The following is a 14648-nucleotide window of genomic DNA, read 5'->3' on the forward strand; positions in this document are numbered from 1 at the left end:
TTCTTCGCCGACGTCTGGTACGTGCCGGCCGTCGACAGCGGGACCCTGTCCGCCCTGCCCGTGCTGCTGGGCTTCATCGCGGCGGCCGCGCTCCTGGCGATGGTGTGGGGGCGCCGCTACCGGCGCGGCCCCCTGGAGCACCTCCTCCACGTGGCCACACAACCTGCGCGGCACGTCAAGTAGGAGGAGGGATGGCAGACGGGCCCGGTACCGGCGGTGCCGGGCCCGTCGTGGATGTACAGGCGAAGAGGCCTTGGCCGTCTCTGTCGAACTCCACGACGCCTCCCTCTTCTTGACAGGCAGTCCGATCGGCTGGAGACGACCAAAGTGGCCGGCTCGTGATCGTGTTACAGCCCTGACGGGCCGCGTAATTGCCCGGACAGGTCCTGGACGGGGCGTGTCCGTGGGCGCTGCGAGGAGGTCTCCGTAGCGGAGGTGCCGTCGGCCAGGGCCCCAGGCGGCGCTGGGTGGCAATGCGTGTACGCAACCGGGTGAAGACGCGATAATGCCGGAAGGCGAGCTATGTCTTGAGCAAGGTCACGGGGGTGGCACCATGCGGGCATTGGTGGTCGGGGTCGGACTGTTCACGCACGAGCAGCGCGCGGTGCATCCGCGGCAGACCGGCCCGGACCGGCCTTGGACGGGAAGCCGGCTGGAACCACTGCCCCCCGTGGTACCAACGGCACGCAGGCTCGCCGAGACCATCGTGGGCATCAAGAACACCACGCTCCTGGACGGGACGGTCCTGTGCAATCCCGACCGCGCCGGGCTGGAGCGAGCATGGCATCGGCTGAGGAACACGGCGTCACCGGATGAGCCGCTGCTGCTGCATTTCGCGGGACACGGTCTGACCAAGGAATCGAAGACGACCCTGTATCTCGCCGCTCGCGACACCGACAGCCTCGCCCTCCCCGCCACCGCCGTTCAGATCGGCGAGTGGCTGAGCCAGGTGGAGGACACCGAGGACGACCGGCAGGTGCTGTTCCTGCTCGACGTGTGCCGAGGCGGGCGGGCCGTCTCCCAGCAGGTGGCCCAGTTGATCCGCGGCGACCGGCGCAAGGCCTGGGTGATCGCCGCCTGCGGGGAGAACGAGAGCGCGTTCGCGGCGGCCTTCACCCGGGCGACGTCGACCGTGCTCGGCCGCCTGCGCCAGGGCCTGCTCGACCTCGCTCCCACTCTCGCCCATGTGTCGGTGGCCACCATGGCCGACGAGATCGCGCGCGAGCTGGCACGCCACAGCGAGCGGCACGGACTGCCGCAGCAGACGGTGCTGTGCACCGCGACGCCCGAAGCGGGTGTCGAGCACCCCGAGTTCTTCCCCAACCCGGGGTACCGCCCCACCCCGGCCGGGCGGCTGCTCAGCCATCTGGACCTCGGCCTCAGGGCGTTCGTCAACGAACTCGACGCGGGTCTCGACCCGCTGTATTTCATCGGTCGGGCATCCGGGGACCAGTTCGGTGAGAACCCGCTGGGCCGATGCTTCTTCTCGGGAAGAGAAACCCAACTCCGCCGGATCAAGCGATGGTTGGCGGAACGCGTCACCGCACAGCCCCTCACCCTGGTCACCGGCAGCCCCGGATCGGGCAAATCCGCGCTGCTGGGCATGCTGGTGTGTCTCGCCCATCCTCAACTTCAGCCCATCCGGGGTACGTTCGCCTCCACCGTCCGGCAGGACCTGAGGATCGACGTCCACCCCCGCCTCGTCGCCGTGCATGTACGCCAGCGCAACTCCCAGGAAGTGCTGAACTCCATCGCGGCCCAACTGGGTCTGTCAGCTCCTCAGCACTTCACCTGGGACGTGGGATCGCTCATCGGCCAGCTGGAGGCCACCCCCGGCGAGACAGTCGTCGTCATCGACGCACTCGACGAGGCGGTACGTCCGCAGGAGCTCGTCGACACCGTGCTGCTGCCACTGGCCCGCGCCCGCACATGGACAGGAAGGATCGTCAACGGGCACCAGCAGAAGATCCCCGTGTGCAAGCTGATCGTGGGCACCCGGCCCTGGTGGGACTGGTTCGGCGCGCTGCGGGCCGAATGCCGCCGCCAAGGACAGGAGATCGACCTGGACATGGTCACGACTGCGGCACTCCGCACGGACCTCGCCCGGTACGCCGGCGATCTACTGGAGGAGAGCACCCTCTACTCCGGCGCCGGGCGGGCGGAGCTACGCAGAGCTGTCGCGGACGCGGTCGGCGCCAAGCTGGCGTCCACCCCGGAGATCGGGGCGTTCCTGCTGACCTCGCTCTTCTGCCACTACCTCACCGAGCGCGAGGCCCCGGTGAACGGAGAGGAGGCACACCGCCTGCTGCCCACGACTCTGCCGGGCATCCTCGAACTCCATCTCCGTACGCTCCAGCGCAAGCGCCCATGGCTTCGGTCCGTACTGACGGCCGTGGCCCAGGCACGCGGCGACGGCCTTCCGCAGGAACTGGTGCACGCCATCAGCCTGCGTCCCGGCGGCACCGGCAGCGCCGTGCCGAGCCGGCCGCACTCCTTGGCGGACACCGCGGAGGCCTTGGCGGCCATCCGGTTCTATCTCCGCGAGTCCACCGAGAACGACGGACGGCGGCTCTACCGCTTCTTCCACCAGAGCCTGAACGACTATCTGACATCGGGCTTGACCGGAGCCGCACCGACCGGGCCGGCGCCCGGCGCCCGGGACAGCCGCGCCAAGACCCGAGCGACCACGGGCCTGGAAGCCCTGCTTGCCGCGGCACCGCGCCCGAAACCCCATGCCGCAGAGGCCCACTGCGCCTGGGATCTGGCATTGCCCTACCTGCGCCGGCACGGCATCGAGCACGCCGACGCCGCGCAGCGCGTTGACGAGCTGCTGCGCGACCTGGAATTCCTCGTCCACGCCGACCCCGTGACGCTGCTGCCGTACCTGACGGAGGCGGTCGCTCCCGAGGCGGTGCTGTATGCCCAGATCTACCGCACCTCCATCGACGTCCACGGCCCCGCGACCCCGGCGGAGCGACGCCAGATACTGGCCCTCGACGCGCACCGCTGGAAGAGCCCAGAGATAGCCCGACGCCTGCTGAACAGTGACGATCCCCGCGACGCCGGCGTGCCCACTCCCCGCTGGTCGACAGGCACCAGCCTCTTTCCGCACATCTCGCGCGGCGGGGAGGGCGAGATCCTGCTCAGTCAGGTCGACGGCTCACCGGTGGGCATCACTCCCACTACGCACGGGGCGTTCCACGTCTGGAACCTGGACACCGGTCATCTGCGCGACAGGCTGCACGGACACCGCAAACCTGCTCCGGCACGGGCCGTGGGCCTGGTCCAGGGAGGACGCCCCGTCCTGATCACCGGCAGCTACGACCGCTCCGTCCACGTCTGGGATCTGGCCCGGGCGGAGCTCGTCCACGAGTTCCTCGGGCACTCGAGCCCCGTGGCAAGTGTCGCCCTCGCCCGCGCCGGGGCGACGTGGCTGGCCCTGGCCGGCGGCGAGGACGGAACGGTGTGCGCCTGGGACCTGTACCACGGCACGCAGCGGTATCGGTGGGAGGGCAGCGGTGACTCGGTGAACCACCTGGCCACCGGCCATGTCGGCCGAACTCCGGTGCTGGCGGCCGTGACCGGGCAGCGGGTCGTACATGTGTGGAGCCTGCTCGACGGCAGCGAGTTGTGGCTGCTTTCCAACCCCAGCGCCGGCCGGATGCTGTCCATGGCGATCGGCCAGGACGACGGAGAGGCCGTACTGTTCGCGCGAGCAGAGAGTCCCGGGACCAAACAGGCCGAGAAGACCGTCAGTTGGCGGCTGTCCGGCAGGTCGCCGCGGAGCAACCGGGAGGACAGGGGCGACCCGTCCATCCTGCTGTCGGTCGACGGACATGTGCTCGAAGTGTCCAAGAGCGGTACGACACAGGTGGTCGACCTGAACGACGGGACCTCCGTGGCGGCCGAATACACCGACACTGCCGAGCCGTTGCACACCACGGGGTTCCTCGGCGACCACCGTGTCATCGCTTCGCGGAGCAGACACGTCACGCAAATCTGGTCGGAGACCAGCGGCTCCGTGCTGCGCACCTTCGGCGGCCATGGCGGTCGGGTGCGAAGCGTTGCCCTCTGCCGTTCGGGCGGGCGCAGGATCGTCGTCAGTCTTGCCGCCGACGGTCATGTCCGGCTGTGGGAGGACGACGGGCGCCTCATAAGAGTCCTGCCGCCTCCGAAGGACGAGCCCGCGGGCTGGAACCTGCTGGCCGGACACGGCGAGGTCCTCCACCTGGGCGCGGGAAGCACCGTCTACGAATGGAACCTGCTCGTCGACGCGTCGCCCCGGCAGATCACCAAGGGCAGTACCCCCGTCACCGCGCTCGCCGGTGAGCGTCGGATCTCCGCCCATCAGGACCGGTCGATCATCATCGGTGATCAGCGCATCCGCGAGAACCGTCAACTGACCAGTCCTGCCGAGACCGTGGACGTGATCGCGGGATTCAAGGGCTGGCTTCTGACAGGCTCCGCCGCGAGCGGGGTGATCCACTCCTGGAACGTCGGCGGCAGCCCGAATTGGCGGGTCTGCGGCCACCACCCCGGCCTCCGGCAGATGGAGATCGCGAGCATGCTCGGCCAGCCGTACGAAGCCCTGCTCGTCACCGCCGGTGAGGACGCCACTGTCCGGCTCTGGGACCCCCGCAGCGGCGCCCTGAAGGGATGCCTTCCGGCTGATCACGGTTCCGGGACCTGCTTCGCCGTACAGTCCACCGCGCACGGGCCGGCCGTCGTCACGGGAGGGAGCGACGGGCGGCTGCGCTTCTGGTCGGCCGCCACCGAGCGTGAGTGGTGCAGTCCCTACCGTCTGCCGTACCCGGTCCGCTCGGTGCGCGCGGCGCAGGGCAGGATCGCCGTCGGGTACGGAGACGAGGTAGCCGTCTTCGATTGGCCGGGCCTGGGCGCCGGGTAGGCGGCGATCACCCGTCGAGGTAGGGGGCGATGGCCGCGGCCGTCATGCCACTGGCCAGATACGCTCCGAGCATGTGGAACTGCACCATTCCGATGGCGGTCTCGTCGTCATGGTCGACCGGGAAGCGGTCTCCCAGGCGCCGTGGCACCGCCACCAGGTCCCCCGGGTCGGCGAGATTCACCCATCTCCCCACACCGGGCGGCTTGGCTCCCCGCTCCTGAAGCGGCTCAGGTTCCAGGGCGTCGAAGACGGCCCCCGGTATACCCAGGGGCGATCCGAGAGTCACCAGGAGGTCCACGGACAGCGCGGGGTAGGCGTGCAGCGTCTCGTACGCGACGACCGAGCCGAGGGAGTGTGCGAGCAGCACCTGCGGCCGGACCGCGCCGATCGCGTCGGCCACCGCCTGGCGAGCGGCCCGCCGTCGCGCGGGCCACGACAGATAGGCGTTCACCTCCCGGGCGAAGGCCACGGCCACCCGCGCCAGCACCTCGGCCGGGACCGACCTGCGACGCGCCACCCAGTCCAGCACCTGGCGTGGCATCGAGGTGAAGGAGCCCTGCCGCCTCCACTCCGGGAACGCTTCGGCCGCCGCGGTCAGCAAGGCCACGGCCAGCGCCGTCTCGTCGTCATCGAGACGGTCGATGTCCGTCTCCTCGGCGTCCTGCCGACCCTGCCGGGTGAGCAGGTCCGCGTAGTACGCGACCCGCAGCTCGGGAACCTGAAGGTGGCCGAGCCCGGCCCTGGCGAACCCGGACACGAGGCGGGGCCTCAATCGCCCCGCGATGAGCGCGGACGCCTCCCCCGGTGTTCCGACGTCCTCGAAATTGCCAATCCCATGCACCGCCAGCAGCGGTCTCATACGCCTCCCCCAGCCATACGACGACGCCGGGCAAGAGCGCGGCGCGCCCTCCCCGATCGCTGACATCCGAACCGCCCCCGCGGCTTCCCCGAGGCCCAGCCCAGCGCATCACCGGCCCTGTCCCCGTCCCTCCCGGAGGCCGACTCGGCGGAACGAACGGCATATTAGCGCCAGAAGGACACCATGAGGCCCTTTGCGTACAAGCAGGAACTCGGGGCTCAGGAGGCCTTGGCCCGTGCGCGGAAGGCGCCTGCGTTCCTGGCAAGGCGTCAGCTGACGCGTCCCACGGGAGGGACCCGGAACCCTGAAGGAATCAAACTCAGGCTCGGCGCCGGACCGCTGAGTTCCGCGCCGCTCGGCCCCGGATACTGGGGATCATGCGTATCGACTTCGATCCCTCGGCCATGAGCCACAACGCCTTCTACCGGCTCCTCACCGCGGTAGTGGTACCGCGGCCGATCGCGTGGGTCTCCACGGTCTCCAAGGAACACCCGGGTCGGCCGAACCTCGCACCGCACTCCTTCTTCACGGTCTCGTGCGTCGAGCCGCCGATCGTGCAGTTCACCTCGGTGACGCGGAAGGACTCGCTGCGAAACGTGGAGGAGACCGGGGAGTTCGTGGTCAACCTCGCGCCGGAAGGGCTGTTCCGGGAGGTCAACGACACCGCGACCGACTTCCCGACCGAGGTGAGCGAGTTCGAGGCGGTGGGGCTGGAGCAGGAGGCCTCGCTGCGGGTCGAACCGCCGCGGGTCGCGTCCTCGCCGGCGGCGCTGGAGTGCGTGCTGCACAGCATGCTGACGCTGGGCGACTCCACGGTGGTGTTCGGGCGGGTGGTGCACGCGGTGGTGAGCGAGGAGGCACTCGCGGAGGACGGGCTGCCGGACATCGGGCTGCTGCGGCCGCTGACGCGGCTGGGTCGCAACGAGTGGGGGACGGTCGGCGAGGTGCTGGACAAGCCACGGATCCGCTGGAGCGACTGGCAGAAGGGCAAGCGCAGCTGAGCACTCCCGGGGCTTCGGCCTGGGAGTGGCCCCGTCACGTCGAGGATCATTTGATGAGGAGTTCTTTGGTCAGTGGGGTGCCATGATGGCTCTGGCCGCCGCCACCTCTTGGCGGAGCGGTTCCAGGACGCTGCGCGACGGCCCTGTCGACTGGGTGGGGCCGACCGTGAGGGTGTCGGCCTCGCGCATTTCTTTGGCGAGTTCGCTCAGTTGCCCGGCCAGATGGCGGACCTCGGCCTGCGGCGGGGGCGGTGCGCCGTTGCGGACGCGGACACGGGCCGCGGTCGTGGCGTCGATGATGCGTTCGACGGCCACGGCCACTGGCCACCATGCAGCGGCACGGCGACCGGTGGGCGGGGGTTCGGTCAGGGCTCGCTGGAACTCGGTGCGGATGGTGGACAGGTCGCGGTAGAGCTGGTGGCGCATGCGGTCGCGGGCGACGGGGTCGGGGTCGGGACCGAACGCCGTCTCGACGTACGTCGCCGTGTGCGCCACCGCGTCGGCCAGGCGGTGACCGATGCGGGTGTACCAGCTCTCCGGCCAGAGGAGGTAGCCCGCGACCAGGGCGATCGCGCAGCCCATGAGGGAGTCCAAGAGACGCGGGAGCAGCAGTGCCGTGCCCTGGTGGGTGAGGATGTCGATGACGAGGAGCATCACCGGGGTGATCGCCGCGGTCTGGTAGCCGTAGCCGCGCGGGGCGAGGACCGGGACGAGCGGGGCCAGGAGGGCGATCACCAGTACGTCCCACCAGCCGATCGGCACAGCCTCCAGCACCGCTGCCGCCAGCACCAGTCCCACGACCGTGCCGAGTCCGCGCAGCAGGGCCCGGGAGAAGACGGAGCCGAAGTCGGGCTTGAGGACGAAGGCGACGGTGAGGGCGACCCAGTAGGAGCGGGGTACCTGGACGACGGAGACCAGGATCTGGGCGATGGCGATGCAGATGGCCAGGCGCAGGCCGTAGCGCCAGGAACAGGCGCACAGGGCGACGTTGCGGACGGCGCGGGCGGTACGGATGCCGAGCGCGGCCTGCGTGCCGAGGCGGTCGTCGATGCCGCGGGGGTCGACGTCGGGGGAGGTGACGACCTCGGCGGCGTGCCGCAGTGCGTGGTCGACCGCGCGGGCCGCCCCGGTGGCGGGCGGCGGGAGGGAGGGGAGTTCGAGGGTGCCCGTTCGGCCGGTTCCCACGGCGTCGGCCATACGGCGGACCGCCTCGGGGACCTCGGGCGCCAGCGGGCGGCCGGTGACGTGGACGGCGGATGCCGCGTCGACGATCGGGGTGAGCGCGTTCAACTGGGCCAGTAGCCGGGTCAATTCGCGGGTGTGGCCGTGGTGGCGGACGCGGTGGGACACGAGCAGGTCGTACGCCTGGTACAGGGCCCGCGTGACGTCGAAGCGAAGACTGATGTACCGGTCCGGGTCGCCGCAGGCGGCGAGCAGGTTCGCCACCGCGCGGTAGGCGCCCGCGACCGACACTCGCTCGGGCACTCCGGCCCGCAGCGGCCACCCCAGCAGCGTCAGGAGCAGGACCAGCAGACCGCCGCCGGTCATCAGGACGGGCGGCAACCACCAGGGTTCGGGCAGCGGCAAGCCCGCACCGATGATGCAGTAGATCAGGAGCAGCAGGCCCGAGACCGAGGCGACCGCGCCGATCGTGGAGATCATCCCGGACAGCAGGGCGACAACGATGACGATGCCGACGGCGTACCATCCCCGGCCGTATGCCAGGGTGCCCAGGACGATACCGACGGCGCCGACGAGCTGGGGGATGACGATGTGGATGATCCGCATGCGGTAGGCGTCGGCGGTGTCGGCGATGACGCCGTTCAGGGCGCCCAGGCAGGCGAGGGCGCCATAGACCAAGTGCCCGGTGCCGAGTCCGACCGCAAGGGGCAGGGCCAGGGCAACGACGGCCCGTGCGACCGCTGCCCAGTTGACGGGCGGCGCGGGGTGGGGGCGCAGGTTCCGCACCAGCCAGTCAGGAGGGGTCAGGTCGACCGGGAACTTGCGGGACATAACCGTAATTATCACCATGAACCGGTCAGCCGTCCCCGCGCGGACCCAACTGCGCCTGGTGAAGCGGGTGCTGGGGCCCTTCGGTGAACATCTGGAGCTGATCCGGGGCCGGGCCCGGGGTCCGGAGGCCGGGAAGATTTCGCCGGACCTCGGACCGCCGGCGCCCGCACGCGCTCCCGCAGGACCGCGGGTCGACCACCTGGTCCGATCGACGAAGAGGCGTGCCCAGATGCGCACAAATACAGTGGGTGTACAGGAGTGCCGCATTCCTCTGTCCGAGTCGGAGGCGCACCCATGAGCGCATTGCGTCCCACGCACGACGAGCGCAGCAGACATCACTCGCACCCCGCCGGTGGTCATGGTCATGGCCATGACTCCGACCACGACCACGAGCACGACACCCCTGGCCACGGCACCGGGCGATGGGCACGCCTACGGCACCAGGTGGGGCACTTCGTCACACCCCACAGCCACGAGGCCATGGACAAGGTGGACTCCGCGATGGAGACCTCCCGGGAAGGGATGCGCACACTGTGGATCTCGCTCGGCACCCTGGGAGTGACGACGGTGATCCAGGCCGTCATCGTGGCCTTCTCCGGCTCGGTGGCACTGCTGGGCGACACCATTCACAACGGAGCCGACGCGCTGACCGCCGTTCCGCTGGGCATCGCCTTCGTCATCGGGCGCCGGGCACCCACGCGCCGCTACACCTACGGATTCGGCCGCGCCGAGGACCTCGCCGGTATCGCCATCGTGCTGACCATCGCCGCCTCCTCCGCGCTGGCCGCGTACGAGGCGGTCGATCGCTTGCTCAACCCGCGGGATATCTCCCATCTGCGGGCCGTCGCGTGCGCGGCCGTCGTCGGGTTCATCGGCAACGAATGGGTCGCTCGATATCGCATCCTCACCGGCCGAAGAATCGGCTCCGCGGCGCTCGTCGCGGACGGTCTGCACGCCCGCACGGACGGGTTCACCTCGCTGGCGGTGCTGCTGGGTGTCGGCGGCGCCGCCATCGGCTGGCGGTTCGCGGACCCGATCGTCGGTCTGCTGATCACGGTCGCCATCCTGCTGGTCCTCAAAGACGCGGCACGTGAGGTCTACCGCCGCTTGATGGACTCCGTCGACCCGCATCTCGTCGATGCCGCCGAGGCTGCGCTGCGTGACGTCGACGGCGTACTCGACGTCGGTTCGGTGCGCATGCGCTGGATCGGCCATGCACTGCGCGCCGAGGCGGACATCGTCGTCGATCCCCACCTCACCGTGGTGCAGGCCCATGAGCGCGCCGTCGACGCCGAGCACACGCTGATGCACGCCGTGCCACGCCTGACCGCAGCCACCGTCCACACCGACCATCCACCGGTCGGCGGTGACCCTCACGCAGCGCTGCGCCACCACGGGGGATGATGCGCGGCACCGATCACTGTTCCCAGAGATGAACGAACCCAGAGAGTCTCCTCGATGGCTCACACCTCCATAGCGTCGGGTGATCATTCGACTACTCTGAGCTTGTGATCGGTGTGCGGCGAGGGAGCGTTCTCTCCGGATTCATGCGCCGAGCCGGTTTCGTGCCAGGGCTCGTCCTGCTCGTCTTGGCCCACCTGACGGCCAATGTGCACAGTGCGTCGTTCGACAGTCCGTCGTTCGACGCACCGCACGTAGCCGTCGAGCTGGGCCGCTGCCCTCATTCCGGCACGGTCACCGGTCATGGCGCCGAGCCGGCACCCGAGCACCGGCACGACGCACACGGTCACCTCTCGCATGCGGTGGACCGGCCCAGGGTCTCAGGCGGCAACACGGCGTCGGGCGCTGCCCTTCATCTCCTGCCTCTCGCTCCGGTCCTGGCGAGACTGTCGGCGCTCACCCCCGCGATCCGCTCACGTCCGCCCGAGGCCACTGCCGCGTCGGACGAGGACGACACCCTCACGCTCCATTGCGTCTGGCGCCAGTAGGCGCCGCTCTCGCATGCCCTCGTCCTCGCCTGAACAGCACGGCTGGGACATGCCTGCGCGCCCCTGTTTCCAGTCGACCGCACCCGCCGCCAGAGCGAGGTGCTAAGGAGCCGTACGCCCATGCGCCCCTCCCTGATCGAACCCTTCGAACCCCTCGGGCCCCACGCCCCGCTTCCGCTCATCGCCCGCCGCCCCGCCCAACTGGTGGGCAACACCCCCGTCCTGTGGATCGACGAGCCTTTCGCTCCATCAGGCCGCGGTTTCCACGCCAAGCTGGAAGGCGTCAATCCAGGCGGCATCAAGGACCGCCCTGGCCTGCACATGATTCACGAGGCACGCCGGCGCGGCGACCTCACCCCTGGTGCGCCCGTCGTCGAGTCCTCCAGCGGCACACTCGGCCTCGGCCTGGCCCTGGCCGGACTGACCTTCGGACATCCCGTCACGGTCGTCACCGATCAGGGCATGGAGCCGGCCATGGTCCGACTGCTGACCGCGCTCGGCGCCCACGTCGACCAGGTGGCCCGGCCTCACCCCGAGGGGGGCTGGCAGCAGGCCCGCCGGGACCGCGTCAACGAACTTCTGCTCCGCACCCCGGACGCCTACTGCCCGGACCAGTACCACAACCCCGACAACGCAGCCGCCTACCGTCCACTGGCCGGTGAACTGATCGCTCAGCTCGGCCGTATCGACGTCCTGGTCGCCGCGGTGGGCACGGGCGGCCACTCCGCCGGCGTCGCCGCAGGGCTCAGAGAGGCATTCCCCGAAGTGAGGCTGATCGGAGTCGACTCGGTGAGCTCCACGATCTTCGGCCAGCCGGCCGGACCACGCCTCATGCGCGGCCTGGGCTCCAGCATCCACCCCTCCAACGTCGACTACCCCGCCTTCGGCGAGGTCCACTGGGTGGCACCGGCCGAGGCCGTCTGGGCGTGCCGGCAACTGGCGCTGCACCACCATGCCTCCGGCGGCTGGAGCGTCGGCGCCGTCGCCCTGGTGGCCGGGTGGGTGGCACGGACGCATCCCGCCGGGACCCGCGTCGCCGCCATCTTCCCCGACGGACCGCACCGGTATCTCGACACCGTCTACGACGACACCTGGTGCCGTAAGCACCAACTCCTGGACCAGGAACCGCCCACCGAACCGGACGAGATCGCCGAACCCGACGAGTGCGTCGTGACCGGCTGGACACGGTGCAGCCAGGTGCGTGACCCACTGGCGCGCGACACGACGAAGGCGGCCGTCCGATGAGGGGCCTGCGGGCCCAACTGGCCTCCTTCGACCGTCCCGCCCGGCTGTTGATGGTGAACCAGTTCGCCATCAACCTCGGTTTCTACATGCTCATGCCCTACCTGGCAGACCATCTCGCTCACGGCCTCGGTCTCGCGGCATGGGCCGTCGGACTCGTGCTGGGCGTGCGCAACCTCTCCCAACAGGGCATGTTCCTCGTCGGCGGCACCCTCGCCGACCGCTTCGGCTGCAAGCCGATGATCCTGATCGGCTGTGTGCTGCGGACAGGCGCCTTCGGACTCCTCGCCGTGGCCGACGAACTGCCCGCGCTGGTCCTGGCCTCGGCCCTGACCGGCCTGGCGGGAGCGCTGTTCAACCCTGCCGTACGCGCGTATCTCGCGGCCGACGCGGGCGAGGAGCGCAGAGTGGAGGCGTTCGCCGCCTTCAACGTCTTCTACCAGGCGGGCGTCCTCGCCGGCCCACTCGCCGGACTCGCCCTGCTGACCTGGAACTTCAGCATGGTGTGTGCCGTCGCGGCCTTCATCTTCGGCGCACTGGCCGTGCTGCAGTCCCGAGCACTGCCTCCGCGGCCGCCTGCCCGCGCCGGCACCGAGCCCGTCTGGCGGGCGGTTGCCACCGACTGGCGCTCCATCGCCGCCAACCGGCCGTTCCTGCTCTTCGCAGCGGCAATGAGCGGCTCGTACGTCCTGGCCTTCCAGGTCTACCTCGCCCTGCCACTGCGTGCGCGCGAACTCTTCGGTGCCCAAACCGGTGTGGTCACCGGCGCCGTCTTCGCCGTATCGGCGCTGGCGGCGCTGTCCGGACAGCTGAAACTGACCGCATGGGCCAAGCGAAACCTGTCCGGGCCGCAGGCGATCGTGTACGGGCTGATGGCGATGGCAGCGGCCTTCCTGCCCCTGCTGCACGGGTCGCGCCGAGCAGTCGCGGGGGTGGCGACACTGACAGCGTGCGCGGCGCTGCTGGCCTGGGGAGGGGCGCTGCTCTACCCGTTCGAGATGGACACGGTCGTACGTCTGTCAGGCGACCGGCTGGTCGCGACGTACTACGGCGCCTACAACACCGCCTCCGGCATCGCGATCTCGCTCGGCAACCTGGCCGTGGGAGCCCTTTTCGACACCGGCGTGCGGTGGCTGCCTTGGGCGGCGCTGGCCGCCACCGGCCTGTGCTGCGCGGGGCTCGTGGCGCGACTGCACCGGGCCGGCTATTTGGCGCCGAGCGCGATCCCGGTGCCCGGATGAGGCGTTGAGCCCGTCGGGCCCGGCCTGCCCCGGTCGCCGCGGCGGGCGATCGAGTACTCAGGCTCGGCGAAGTTTTGTCAGCGGTGGGCGTGGAGCGCGTCCGGCAGGGGTGTGTGACTGTGCCGCCAGGCGTTGCCCACGCGTACGGCGTCGATCAGGTGCGGATGGCCTTCGTGGAGACTGGTGTGTTCGTGCTCGACGCCCACCGTTTCCCGTGACGGCCACACCCGCCCCGCCAACAGGCCGGACGCCAGGGCGATCGCGCCCAGTACGACGACCGCCGGCTCCAGACCCGCCGTGGCACCGAGCCAGCCGGCCAGCGGGTACGTCAGCAGCCAGCAGCCGTGCGAGAGCGAGAACTGCGCGGCGAACGCGGCCGTACGCTCCTCGGGCGGCGCCGAGCGGCGGATCAGCCGCCCGGTCGGCGTGAGCACCATCGAGCACGCCGCACCGAAGGCGGCCCAGATGACCAGCAGCGCGGGCCAGCGCCAGCCACCGCTGCCCGCAGTCGTGAGCCCGCCGAGCCCGGCGAAGACCACGGCGAGAAGAAGGGCGCCGCGCAGCATCACCGTACGGTCGCAGACCCGCTCGAGCACCCGTGGCAGCAGCAGCGCGACGGCCATGGAACCAGCGCCGTACGCACCGAGCGCCAGTGACACCTCGGCCGAGCCGAGACCCAGTGTGTGACGGACGTAGACGACGCTGTTGACAGTGACCATCGCGCTCGCCGCCGCCACCGCGAGGTTGAGGGCGAGCAGGGCCCGCAGTCGAGGCGTCGCGAAGAACAGGCGTGTGCCCGCTGTCGCCTTCGCGTAGGCGCGGCCGGTGCGCGGCACGTCGGAAGCGTGGGGTTTCGGCAGGACCGCGGAGACGACCAGCGCCGCCGAGCCCAGGAACCCGGCCACGGTGCCGAGGAACAGCCAGTTGTACGTGACCAGAGACAGCAGCGCGGCGGCGAGGGCCGGGCTGAACAGGCTCTCCAGGTCGTAGGCCAGCCGGGACAGCGACAGCGCCTGCGTGTAGTCGCGCTCGGCGGGCAGCACGTCGGGGATGACCGCCTGGAACGTCGGCGTGAACGCGGCCGAGGCGGCCTGGAGCAGGAAGATCAGGACGTACACCTGCCAGACCTGGTCCACGAACGGCAGGGCTAGGGCGACCGTGGCCCGGGTCAGGTCCGAGCCGACCATCAGCACCCGCCGCGGCAGACGGTCCGCGAGCGCGCCCACGGCCGGGGCGATCGCGACGTATGCCACCATCTTGATCGCCAACGCGGTGCCGAGGACCGAGCCCGCGTCGGCGCCCGCGATGTCGTACGCCAGCAGACCGAGGGCGACCGTGGCCAGCCCGGTACCCACCAGAGAGACCACCTGGGCCGCGAACAGGTGACGGTACGTGCGATCACGCAGGACAGAAAGCATGCGAGACGGTCCTCGATGG

The 14648-nt window shown here is 70.3% G+C and carries 10 protein-coding genes; 7 read left to right on the forward strand and 3 right to left on the reverse strand.

Translation table 11 applies throughout. The annotated features are described in order from the left end of the window. Together ABZ910_RS29805 and ABZ910_RS29810 are read left to right on the forward strand one after the other, a co-directional pair. On the forward strand, window positions 1-183 hold a 183-nt coding region (locus tag ABZ910_RS29805), incomplete at its 5' end, for a DUF418 domain-containing protein (RefSeq protein ID WP_361370862.1). Between the two features lie 370 nt (window positions 184-553). Continuing rightward, window positions 554-4906: an AAA family ATPase gene (locus tag ABZ910_RS29810; RefSeq protein WP_361370865.1), complete on the forward strand. Its 4353-nt coding sequence runs from the start codon at window positions 554-556 to the stop codon at window positions 4904-4906. A gap of 7 nt (window positions 4907-4913) precedes the next feature. On the opposite strand, the gene ABZ910_RS29815 is transcribed toward ABZ910_RS29810, so the two are convergent. Beyond that, window positions 4914-5663 carry a serine peptidase gene (locus ABZ910_RS29815; RefSeq protein WP_361370868.1) on the reverse strand — a complete coding sequence of 250 codons (750 nt, stop codon included), beginning with the start codon at window positions 5661-5663 and terminating at the stop codon, window positions 4914-4916. Between the two features lie 479 nt (window positions 5664-6142). Here ABZ910_RS29815 and ABZ910_RS29820 point away from each other — a divergent pair, with 479 nt between their 5' ends. Then, window positions 6143-6766 (forward strand): flavin reductase family protein, encoded by a 624-nt coding sequence (locus tag ABZ910_RS29820; RefSeq protein WP_361370871.1) that lies wholly within the window; start codon window positions 6143-6145, stop codon window positions 6764-6766. 69 nt (window positions 6767-6835) lie between these two features. Here ABZ910_RS29820 and ABZ910_RS29825 read toward each other — a convergent pair whose 3' ends face one another. Beyond that, complete coding sequence (locus ABZ910_RS29825) at window positions 6836-8779, reverse strand: FUSC family protein (protein ID WP_361370874.1); 1944 nt, start codon at window positions 8777-8779, stop codon at window positions 6836-6838. Between the two features lie 294 nt (window positions 8780-9073). On the opposite strand from ABZ910_RS29825, the gene ABZ910_RS29830 reads away from it, so the two are divergent. The 4 genes from ABZ910_RS29830 to ABZ910_RS29845 all read left to right on the forward strand — a co-directional run bounded on the left by ABZ910_RS29830 (window position 9074) and on the right by ABZ910_RS29845 (window position 13211). Continuing rightward, window positions 9074-10183, forward strand: a complete 1110-nt coding sequence (locus tag ABZ910_RS29830) for a cation diffusion facilitator family transporter (RefSeq protein ID WP_361370877.1) — start codon at window positions 9074-9076, stop codon at window positions 10181-10183. 143 nt (window positions 10184-10326) lie between these two features. Beyond that, entirely contained in the window at window positions 10327-10728 is a 402-nt protein-coding gene (locus ABZ910_RS29835; protein ID WP_361370880.1) for a hypothetical protein, read from the forward strand. 120 nt (window positions 10729-10848) lie between these two features. Continuing rightward, the gene (locus ABZ910_RS29840) at window positions 10849-11973 is read left to right on the forward strand and encodes a pyridoxal-phosphate dependent enzyme (protein ID WP_361370883.1); all 1125 of its coding nucleotides are present in this window, start codon (window positions 10849-10851) and stop codon (window positions 11971-11973) included. Then, on the forward strand, window positions 11970-13211 hold the full coding sequence (locus ABZ910_RS29845) for an MFS transporter (RefSeq protein ID WP_361370886.1): 1242 nt from the start codon (window positions 11970-11972) through the stop codon (window positions 13209-13211). Before ABZ910_RS29840 ends, ABZ910_RS29845 begins: the two co-directional genes overlap by 4 nt. Before the next feature lie 77 nt (window positions 13212-13288). Here ABZ910_RS29845 and ABZ910_RS29850 read toward each other — a convergent pair whose 3' ends face one another. Beyond that, window positions 13289-14629, reverse strand: a complete 1341-nt coding sequence (locus tag ABZ910_RS29850) for an MFS transporter (RefSeq protein WP_361370889.1) — start codon at window positions 14627-14629, stop codon at window positions 13289-13291. Window positions 14630-14648 lie beyond the last annotated feature (19 nt).

The sequence above is a fragment of the Streptomyces sp. NPDC046805 genome (genome assembly GCF_040645355.1).
GTDB lineage: Bacteria > Actinomycetota > Actinomycetes > Streptomycetales > Streptomycetaceae > Streptomyces.